This is a genomic window from uncultured Pluralibacter sp., from assembly GCF_913775985.1.
Classification (GTDB): domain Bacteria; phylum Pseudomonadota; class Gammaproteobacteria; order Enterobacterales; family Enterobacteriaceae; genus Pluralibacter.
Map to the genome: position 1 here is coordinate 18,434 of NZ_CAJYMB010000044.1, position 10,178 is coordinate 28,611.

General features: G+C 61.4%; 7 protein-coding genes. All 7 read right to left on the minus strand.

Annotated elements, in window-relative coordinates:
* Positions 1 to 34: 34 nt before the first annotated feature.
* A complete protein-coding gene (yegS, locus tag QZ766_RS05590; RefSeq protein ID WP_297198475.1) occupies positions 35 to 934 on the minus strand; it encodes a lipid kinase YegS in 900 nt (299 codons plus the stop codon).
* Positions 935 to 1,212: 278 nt separating this feature from the next.
* Positions 1,213 to 2,574 (minus strand): tRNA 5-hydroxyuridine modification protein YegQ, encoded by a 1,362-nt coding sequence (gene yegQ / locus QZ766_RS05595; protein ID WP_297198478.1) that lies wholly within the window; start codon positions 2,572 to 2,574, stop codon positions 1,213 to 1,215.
* A gap of 128 nt (positions 2,575 to 2,702) precedes the next feature.
* Positions 2,703 to 3,104: a hypothetical protein gene (locus tag QZ766_RS05600; protein WP_297198481.1), complete on the minus strand. Its 402-nt coding sequence runs from the start codon at positions 3,102 to 3,104 to the stop codon at positions 2,703 to 2,705.
* 10 nt (positions 3,105 to 3,114) lie between these two features.
* Positions 3,115 to 3,837, minus strand: coding sequence for a two-component system response regulator BaeR (gene baeR, locus QZ766_RS05605; protein ID WP_297198486.1), 723 nt, complete (start codon positions 3,835 to 3,837; stop codon positions 3,115 to 3,117).
* Positions 3,834 to 5,240 carry a two-component system sensor histidine kinase BaeS gene (gene baeS / locus QZ766_RS05610; protein WP_297198489.1) on the minus strand — a complete coding sequence of 469 codons (1,407 nt, stop codon included), beginning with the start codon at positions 5,238 to 5,240 and terminating at the stop codon, positions 3,834 to 3,836. The genes baeR and baeS overlap by 4 nt, the downstream gene beginning before the upstream one ends.
* 139 nt (positions 5,241 to 5,379) lie before the next feature.
* Positions 5,380 to 8,457, minus strand: a complete 3,078-nt coding sequence (mdtC, locus tag QZ766_RS05615; RefSeq protein WP_297198491.1) for a multidrug efflux RND transporter permease subunit MdtC — start codon at positions 8,455 to 8,457, stop codon at positions 5,380 to 5,382.
* Positions 8,458 to 10,178 (minus strand): efflux RND transporter permease subunit (locus QZ766_RS05620; protein WP_297198494.1); only part of this gene is annotated, 1,721 nt, incomplete at its 5' end.

Below are 10,178 nucleotides of genomic sequence, written 5' to 3' on the forward strand. Positions count from 1 at the left end.
CTTTTATCTCTCCCCGTCCGGGGAGAGATGTTCCCTAGCTCAGCAGCGGACAGCCCGGCGGCAGGCGGCAGCGCAGCGCGGCCGGCAGAATTTCCATCCGGAATTTACGTCCCGACTGCGGCTCGCCGTCCAGATTAAAAGTCATTTCGTGCGGTGCGGTAACCTCAAACCACGCCGATACGCCGTCGATGATGTTGGTTTTCTCTTCCGGGCGGGTGAGGGTGTTAATTAATGCCGGGATCAGCGCGTCGGCGGTGTAAATACGCAGGTGCAGCAGGCCGTCGTCAATCAGCGCCTCGGGGCAAAGCTGCTGGCCGCCGCCGGCCTGGCGGCCGTTGCCGATGCCGATAACCAGCGCATCTCCCTGCCAGTGAAAGCTGTCGCCGCGAATTTCGCAGCGGTCGGCCTTCAGCGTGTCCGGGCGCATCAGTCCGTGGATTAAATACGACACGCCGCCCAGCGCGGCCTTCAGTTTTTCCGGCGTTTCGCTGGTAATGCGGGTGCCGAAACCCCCAGTGGCCATATTCATAAAGCAGGTGCTGTCGTTAACCCGGGCAATATCAACCGGCGCGGCGCTGCCGGCGATCGCCAGCAGCAGGGCTTTGTCCATCTCTTCCGGAATACCGGCGCTGGTGGCAAAGTCGTTGGCAGTGCCAAGCGGCAGAATGCCCAGCGCCGGCAGGGATTCGCTGCCGCTGTTAATCAGCGCCGTCGCCACTTCATTGACGGTGCCGTCGCCGCCGCCGGCGATGACGGTTTCAACGCCGAGACGTCGCGCTTCGTCCAGATAGCGCACCGCGTCGCCTTTCTCCCAGGTGACGCGAACGTGAATTTCAGCACCCTGCGCGCGCAGGTCCTTTACCGCCTGGCGCAGGTCGGGATTACCGGCGCCCTTGCCGTTTAAAATTAATAAACTGGCAGGAAAATGGTCCATCTTTAGCTCCTCGTGCTGCACTGTGATCCTTAGTGTATCTCAGGTTGAATAAATTAGGGTCAGAACAGCCCGAAATCAACAGCATATGAGAGAGGAGGGAGGGGAGATAAAAAATCGGCCCGCGCAAGGGAGATTACGCGGGCCAAGGAGGTGGTTCCTGGTACAACAAGCATTTATAGGTTATGTTTTTCAGCGCCGTGGATGATACCCTGATCGGTTGCTGAGGTATGTGATCCGTTTCTAAGAATGCCTGATGTCGAAAAAATAATGCTAATTAACTACTTACCGTGCGGATTCCGAGTGCTCTGACCAGTAAAATTGCGCATTAGCAGTGCATAATCCAGCACCATCTCCGCAGGCACAGGGATCCATACGGTATGGCCGTCGCCCGGCGCCACATCTACCGCAGCCCCTTTGCCGTTTTCCATGTGCTCCAGGGTGAAGTTAACATTGCCTTGCGGGGTCATCAGCTCCAGTCTGTCACCTTTCATAAACTTGTTTTTCACCGCCACCGCGGCCAGGTCGCCCCTGCGCTCGCCGGTAAACTCGCCGACAAATTGCTGACGCTCGGAAACGGAGTAGCCGTATTCGTAGTTTTGATAGCTGTCGTGGGTGTGGCGGCGCAGGAACCCTTCGGTATAACCGCGGTGGGCGAGGCCTTCCAGCGTTTCCATTAGCGACGTATCAAACGGTTTACCCGCTGCGGCGTCGTCAATGGCTTTGCGGTAAACCTGCGCGGTGCGGGCGCAGTAGTAGAAAGACTTGGTGCGGCCTTCAATTTTCAGCGAGTGCACGCCCATTTGGGTCAGGCGTTCAACGTGGGCGATGGCGCGCAGGTCTTTTGAGTTCATGATGTAGGTGCCGTGTTCGTCCTCGAAGGCGGTCATGTACTCGCCCGGGCGCTGGGCCTCTTCAATCATGAATACGCTGCTGGTGGGCTCCCCGACGCCGAGTGTCGGCTCGATGTTCTGGACCGGGATCGGTTCGTGCTTGTGGACGATGTTGCCGATGTCGTCCTCTTTGCCTTCCTGGACCTTATACTCCCAGCGGCAGGCGTTGGTGCAGGTGCCCTGGTTCGGGTCGCGCTTGTTGATGTAGCCCGACAGCAGGCAGCGCCCGGAATAGGCCATGCACAGCGCGCCGTGCACGAAAATTTCGATTTCCATCTCCGGCACCTGGGCGCGGATCTCTTCAATCTCTTCCAGCGACAGTTCGCGGGAGAGGATAACCCGGGTCAGCCCCATCTGCTGCCAGAACTTCACCGTCGCCCAGTTTACGGCGTTGGCCTGCACCGACAGGTGAATATCCATCTGCGGGAAGTGTTCGCGCACCAGCATAATCAGCCCCGGATCGGACATGATCAGCGCGTCCGGTCCCATATCCACCACTGGCTTTAGATCGCGAATGAAGGTTTTCAGCTTGGCGTTGTGCGGGGCGATGTTGACCACTACGTAGAATTTCTTGCCGAGCGCGTGGGCTTCATTAATCCCCTGCTGCAGATTCTCGTGGTTGAATTCGTTGTTGCGCACCCGCAGGGAGTAGCGCGGCTGGCCCGCGTATACCGCATCGGCACCATAGGCGAAGGCGTAACGCATATTTTTCAGCGTTCCCGCCGGGGAGAGGAGTTCCGGTTTAAACATGATGGTCTCATTCTGATGACAGGTCAGATCCGCTTTACCAGGTAAAGCGGCAGGGGAGTTCCCTTACGTTAAGGGCGGGCATTGTAGCGCCGGGGTGCGGGGGAGTAAACCTTCAGCGGGGCAGGCGCTCACTTTGCACTGCGGCGATAGTGCCAGTAGTGATAGAGGAAATAGCCAATGCCGAGCGGGATAGCAAAGACCATAACGATAAGGGTATATACAGCACGAATTCCAAGGCCGTTACTGATAAAGTCAAATTTACGCTCGGACGTGTAACGGCGAAGAGAGTCATCAGACCCTTTTTTAGCAAACGGATAAAAGAAAATCGATACCGCGCAGACCGTAATCAGCGTCGGGTGGTACTGGAGAAAATAGCTGTCTGTGATGAACATCCCATACAGCAGCGTACCGAGCCCGAACTTACCGATGAAATCCAGACTTTTTACAAACTGAATAACCGGCGTCTTTTTCCAGCGCTGGCGCTGTGCCTCTTTTTTCGTCCGCAGGTAGCGGCTGCCGCTCTTGCTCAATGTATCTCCTTTAGTTCAGCCGGGCCGCATCCGCCTCCCAGCGGTACCCCACGCCATAAACCGCGCGGATAAAGGCCTGCTCGGCGTCCAGCGCTTCCAGCTTGCGGCGCAGGTTTTTGATGTGGCTATCGATGGTGCGGTCGGTGACCACCCGATAGTCGTCATACAGGTTATTGAGCAGCTGCTCGCGGGAGAAGACTTTTCCCGGCTCCTGGGAGAGGGTTTTCAGCAGGCGAAACTCGGCAGGCGTCAGGTCCAGCACGCTGCCGCGCCAGGAGGCCTGAAAGCGGCCCTCGTCGACAATCAGCGGGCTTTCGGCGTCCAGCGCCTGCAGGTCCCGGCGCGGGCGGCAGCGGCGCAGGATAGTTTTGACCCGCGCGACCACTTCCCGCGGGCTGTAGGGCTTGCAGATATAGTCGTCGGCGCCAATCTCAAGCCCCAGCAGGCGGTCAATCTCTTCGATTTTGGCGGTCACCATCACGATGGGCACTTCTGAAAAGCGGCGAATTTCGCGGCACAGGGTCAGGCCGTCGGTACCGGGCAGCATCAGGTCCAACAGGATCAGATCCGGCGGCGTCTGGCGCACGTAATTCAGCACCTTATCGCCGTGGTTAATCAGCGTCGGGGCATAGTTTGCCGCCAGCAGATAATCAATCAGCAGCTGCCCCAGTTTCGGCTCATCCTCGACGATCAGAATGCGCGGCGTGTTGTCATCAATGGGTAATTCGGTCATACGGTTCCCGGTAAATCTCGCTCCAGCGGAAGCTCTACTGTAATGCTAACCCCGCCAAAAGGCGAATGGGCGGCGCTGAGGGTTCCGCCGTGGGCGGCGACAATATTGACGCAGATGGCCAGCCCCAGGCCGGAGCCGCCGCTGGCCCGGTTGCGCGAGCTTTCCGCGCGGTAAAAGCGCTCGCAGAGCATTGCCAGCTGCGCGTCGCTAACTCCGGGACCGCTGTCGGCAAAGGTCAGGATGAGGCGGCGGGCGGTTTTTTCCGCGCGGATTAACAGCTGGCCACCGGGGTCGGTGTAGCGCAGGCTGTTCTCCAGCAGGTTATTAAACAGCTGCATCAGCCGGTCGCGATCGCCGAATGCGGTTGCGCTCTCGGGCAGTTTCAGATTGATGGTTAGCCCGCGGGTGGTGAAGCGGTCGCGAAACGCGCCTGCGGCCATCTCCAGCAGGGAGACGATATCCACCGGCGCTTTCTGATAGGAGAGGGCGCCCTCGTCGGACATGGAGAGCTGGTGGAGATCCTCCACCAGCTTGGTCAGGGTGCCGACCTCTGCCTGCAGGGACGAGACGGATTCCGGCGTAAATTTACGCACCCCGTCCTGAATCGCCTCAAGTTCCCCGCGCAGCACCGCCAGCGGGGTGCGCAGCTCGTGGGAAATATCGGCCATAAAGTCGCGGCGCATCTGCTGGTTGCGCTCAAGGGTGCTCGCCAGCTGGTTAAAATCCTGCCCGAGCTTGCCCAGCTCGTCGCTGCCGGTGGCGGCGACGCGGGTGGAGAAATCCCCGGCCGCCAGCCGGTGGGTGCCTTCTACCAGCCGCTTGACCGGAGCCAGCAGCCCGCGCGCCAGCGGAAAAGTTGCAAGGGCGGCGAGCAGCGTCGCCAGGCCAACGATCAGCCAGCTGGTGCGCCGCTGCTGGCGGTCGAAGTTAATGTCGGTATTGCGGGTCAGGCGCTCCACCGGCGAGGCAATAACCGCTCCCACCTCCACACCGTTGTACTCAATCGCCCGCCGCGTTCCGTCGGGCGGTACCGGCGCCCGGGGGCCGACCAGTACCTTTCCGCGCTGATCCACCACCCAGAACTGGGTGCGCCAGCCGTGGGGCGGCATCTGCGGCGGCCCTTTGCCGTCGTCCGGTGTGTCGTGCTCCAGAGTGCGCAGGATCTGGAAAATAAAGCGGTCGTTGCCGCGCAGAAAGCGCCAGCTGCCGTGGGATTCGTACTGTTCAGCCAGCGCCTCGCTCAGCAGCACCAGCCGCTGTTCGTTGCCGCGCTTGATGTAGTCGATAAAGCCGTGCTCGAAGCTGAGGCGTACCGCCCAGTGCATGGTGATCAGCAGCATGATGCAGGTGCCTAAAATCGCCAGAAACAGCTTCGCGGTAATGTTGGGGCGCCAGATTTTCACGACTCGCTCCTCGTGTTGCGAAAAAGATTGCGGTGGCATTCAGCATGGTCGAAAGCGCGGGGGAAAATCGCTGCTCCACGTGCGGCGGCCCCCGCTTGCGGCCGGCGGACCACCGTGCCGCACGATAACTTAACCATTGCTACTGCGCGATCCGGCTCAGCGCTTTGCCTGTGACGCGCTGGCGCAGCCTGTCGAAGAACAGGTATACCACCGGGGTGGTATAGAGGGTCAGCAGCTGGCTCACCACCAGCCCCCCGACGATAGTGATGCCGAGCGGCTGGCGCAGCTCGGAACCGTCACCGCCGGAAAGCACCAGCGGCAGCGCGCCGAACAGCGCCGCCAGGGTGGTCATCATGATCGGGCGAAAGCGCAGCAGGCAGGCCTGGAAAATGGCCTCTTCCGGCGACAGGCCGCCATTGCGCTGGGCGTCCAGCGCGAAGTCCACCATCATGATCGCGTTCTTCTTCACGATGCCTATCAGCAGCATGATGCCGATAAGGGCTATCAGGCTAAACGGTGCGCCGAACAGCTCCAGGGCCAGCAGCGCGCCGACGCCGGCGGAGGGCAGGCTGGAGAGGATCGTCAGCGGATGGATATAGCTCTCGTACAGGATCCCCAGCACGATATACACCGTAGCGATGGCGGCCAGAATCAGGATCAGCTGCGAGCTCATGGTGTCCTGGAACACCTGCGCAGTGCCGGCAAAGCTGCCGCGCACGCTCGGCGGCACGCCGAGCTGCACCATCGTCTGGTCAATGGCGGCGCTGGCGTCGGAGAGCGCTTTTCCGGCGGGCAGGTTAAAGGAGAGCGTCGAGGCGGCGGACAGCCCTTCGTGGTTTACCGACAGCGGCGCGTTGGTCGGTTGCCAGCGGGCGAAGCTGGAGAGCGGGATCGGCTTACCCTCTTCGTTAATCACGAACATCTGGTTCAGGGCGCTGATGTCCCGGGTGTAGACCGGATCGACTTCCATCACCACTTTGTACTGGTTCAGCGGCTGATAGATGGTGGAGATCTGCCGCTGGCCGAAGGCGTTGTTGAGCAGGCCATTGGCGGTCTGTACGCTGATCCCCAGCCGCGACATGGTTTCGCGATCGTAGGTCAGGTTCATCTCCGCGCCGTTATCCTGCTGATCGGAGTTGACGTCGGCCAGCTCCGGCAGGGCCGCCAGCGCCTTGCGAATTTTCGGCTCCCACTCGCGCAGGGCTGCCAGATCGTCGGACATCAGCGTGTACTGATAGCTGGCGTTGGACTGGCGACCGCCGACGCGGATATCCTGCACCGCCATCAGAAACAGGCTGGCCCCGGGCTCATTGGCCAGCTTCTTGCGCAGGCGGTCAATGATCTGCTGGGCGCTGTTGCTGCGCTTATCCCGGGATTTGAGGGTGATAAACATAAAGCCGCTGTTAGCCCGGGAGCCGCCGGTAAAACCCACCACGTTGTCCACGTCCGGGTCATCGCGCACGATCTTCATGAAGTCTTGCAGCTTGCCGCGCATCGCCTGAAACGAGATGCTTTGGTCCGCCTGAATGCCGCCCATCAGCACGCCGGTGTCCTGCTCGGGGAAAAAGGTTTTCGGTACGCTGATATAGAGCCAGATGTTCAGGGCGATAGTGGCAAGCAGCACCGCGCCAACCAGCTTAGTATGCTGAAGCACCCACTTGAGCGATCGTCCGTAGCGCTGCTGCAATGCCACCAGCAGGCGGCCAAACCCGCGGCTGCGGGTCGGCGCGTGGGGACGGGCGGCTTTCAGCATCCAGCCGCACATCATCGGCGTCAGGGTCAGGGAGACCACCAGCGAAATGCCAATCGCCACCGACAGCGTCACGGCAAACTCCCGCAGCAGACGTCCCGGCAGGCCGCCCATCAGCAGCAGCGGCAGAAATACCGCCACCAGCGACAGGCTCATGGACAGTACCGTAAAGCCCACTTCGCGACTGCCCTCCAGCGCGGCCCGCAGCGGCTTAACGCCGGCTTCAAGGTGGCGGGAGATATTCTCCAGCACCACGATGGCGTCATCCACCACGAAGCCGGTAGCAATCGTCAGCGCCATCAGCGACAGGTTGTTGAGGCTAAAACCGCACAGGTACATGGCGCCGAAGGTGCCGATCAGCGATACCGGCACCGCCACGGCGGGGATAAGCGTTGCGCGGCCGGAGCGCAGAAACAGAAACACCACCAGGATCACCAGCGCGACTGAGATAACCAGCGTCTGCTCCACTTCCGCCAGCGACGCGCGAATGGTGGGGGAGCGATCGTTGGCGACTTGCAAATCAATGGCGGCGGGAATGGTTTTCTGCAGTGCGGGGATCTGCGCGCGGATCGCCTCCACGGTCTGAATAATGTTGGCTTCCGGCAACTTGCGGATCATCAGCAGGATCGCCGGCCGGGCGTTGGCCATCCCGGCGTTGCGCACGTCCTGCACCGAGTCGCTGACGTTGGCAACGTCGCTCAGGCGCACCGGCGCGCCGTTGTTGTAGTGAATGATCAGCGGCTTGTACTCAGCCGCGGTTTTCAGCTCGTCGTTGGTCGCCACCTGCCAGCGGCGGGTGCTGTCGTCCACCGCGCCCAGCGGCATGCGCACGTTAGCCTTGTTGATAGCATTGCGCACGTCGTCCAGCGACACGCCCTGGTGGAACAGCGCCTGCGGGTTGAGATCGACACGCACGGCGGGCAGCGAGCTGCCGCCCACGTCCACATCGCCGACGCCGTTTATCTGCGAAATGGTCTGCGCCAGCTGGGTTGAGGCATAGTCATACAGCTCCCCCTGAGAGTAGGTATCGGAGGTGAGCGTCAGGATCATGATCGGTGCATCCGACGGATTCGCCTTGCGGTAGGTTGGCCGGCTCGGCATTCCCGACGGCAGCAGGTTCTGCGCCGCGTTAATTGCCGCCTGCACGTCCCGCGCCGCGCCGTTGATGTCGCGATTAAAGTCGAACTGCAAAATGATGCGCGTACTGCCCAGCGAGTTGCTGGAGGTCATTTCGTTAAGCCCGGCAATGCTGCCGAGCGATCGCTCCAGCGGCGTCGCCACCGAGGAGGCCATGGTTTCCGGCGAGGCGCCCGGCAGCGAGGCGCTGACCATGATCACCGGATAGTCCACCTGCGGCAGCGGCGCTACCGGCAGTAGCCGAAAGCCCAGCACGCCGCAAAGCGTAATGGCAATCGACAGCAGGATCGTCGCCACCGGGCGGTTGATAAAGAGCGCGTAAAACCGCATTTACGCCTCCTCTTCCCGCGCCGGCATCCGGCGACGGAGAAAATGCGACAGCCGATCGAACAGCAGATAGATAACCGGCGTGGTAAACAGCGTCAGCACCTGGCTGACCAGCAGGCCGCCCACCATCCCGATGCCGAGCGGGCGGCGCAGCTCCGCGCCGACGCCGGTGCTGAGCATCAGCGGCAGGGCGCCGAGCAGGGCGGCAAGCGTGGTCATCAGGATCGGCCGAAAGCGCAGCAGGCAGGCCTGGTAAATCGCCTCCCGGGGCGACATGCCCTGCTCGCGCTCGGCGGCGAGGGCGAAGTCGATCATCATGATGGCGTTTTTCTTGACGATGCCGATCAGCAGAATAATGCCGATGATCGCGATGACGTCCAGCGCGCTGCCGGAGATCCATAGCGCCAGCAGCGCCCCGACCCCGGCGGTTGGCAGAGTAGAGAGGATCGTTATCGGGTGGATAAAACTCTCATACAGAATGCCGAGCACGATATACATCGCCACTACCGCGGCCAGCACCAGCCAGACGGTGCTTGAGAGCGCTGCCTGGAACGCCAGCGAGCTGCCCTGGAACTCGGTGCGCAGCTCGGCGGGCAGTTCCAGCGTGCTTTCCGCCTCGTTAATCGCCTGCACCGCTTCGCCAAGGGACGCGCCGTGGGCTAGGTTAAAGGAGATGGTGGTCACCGGGAACTGATCGAGATGGTTTATCGACAGTGGCGCGAAGCGCTGCTCGATGCGGGCGATGGCGTTGAGCGGCACAATGCCGCCGTCTTTGCTGGTCAGCCGGATACTCTCCAGCGCCGCCAGCCCGGGCGTGGCGCGGATGTCGTGCTCCAGCACCACCCGGTACTGGTTTGACTGGGTATAAATCGTCGAGATCAGCCGCTGGCCGAAGGCGTTATACAGGGCGTTATCCACATCCTGCATGGTAATGCCGAGGCGGCTGGCGCTGCTGCGGTCAACGTTAACGTAGGCCGCCAGCCCTTTGTCCTGCCAGTCGCTGCTGACGTCTGCCAGCTGCGGCAGGGACTGGAGTTTCGCCATCAGCGGCGGTACCCAGTCGCTGAGCGCGTCCAGCGAGTTACCCTGCAGGGTGAACTGATACTGGGTGCGGCTCACGGTGGTATCAATGGTTAAATCCTGGGTCGGCTGCAGGTAGAGTTCAACCCCCGGTACGCGGCTCACCGCCTGCTGCAGGCGGGCGATCACCGTCTGCACCCGGTCGTCGCGATCGTCGAGCGGCTTAAGGTTGATTTGCAGGCGGGCGCTGTTGAGCGCCGGATTGGTTCCGTCAACCCCGACAAATGCGGTCAGGCTCTCCACCGCCGGATCTTTCAGAATGATGTCGGAAACGCTGGACTGGCGCTCGCGCATGCTGGCGAACGACGCTGACTGCGGCGCCTGCAGGGTACCCTGAATAATGCCGTTGTCCTGCACCGGGAAGAAGCCTTTTGGAATGAAAATCCACAGCATCACCGAGAGCGCCAGCGTGCCGAGCGCCACCCCCAGCGTCAGCCACGGGTGGTTCAGCACCTTCGCCAGCTGGCGCCCGTAGCCGGCGATTACTTTCTCAAAGAAGCGCTCGCTGGCCCGGGAAAAGCGGTTCTGCTTGCGCAGGGATTCGTGGCTCAGCATCCGGGCGCACATCATCGGCGTCAGGGTCAGGGAAACCACCGCGGAAATCAAAATCGCGATGGCGAGGGTAATGGCGAACTCGCGGAACA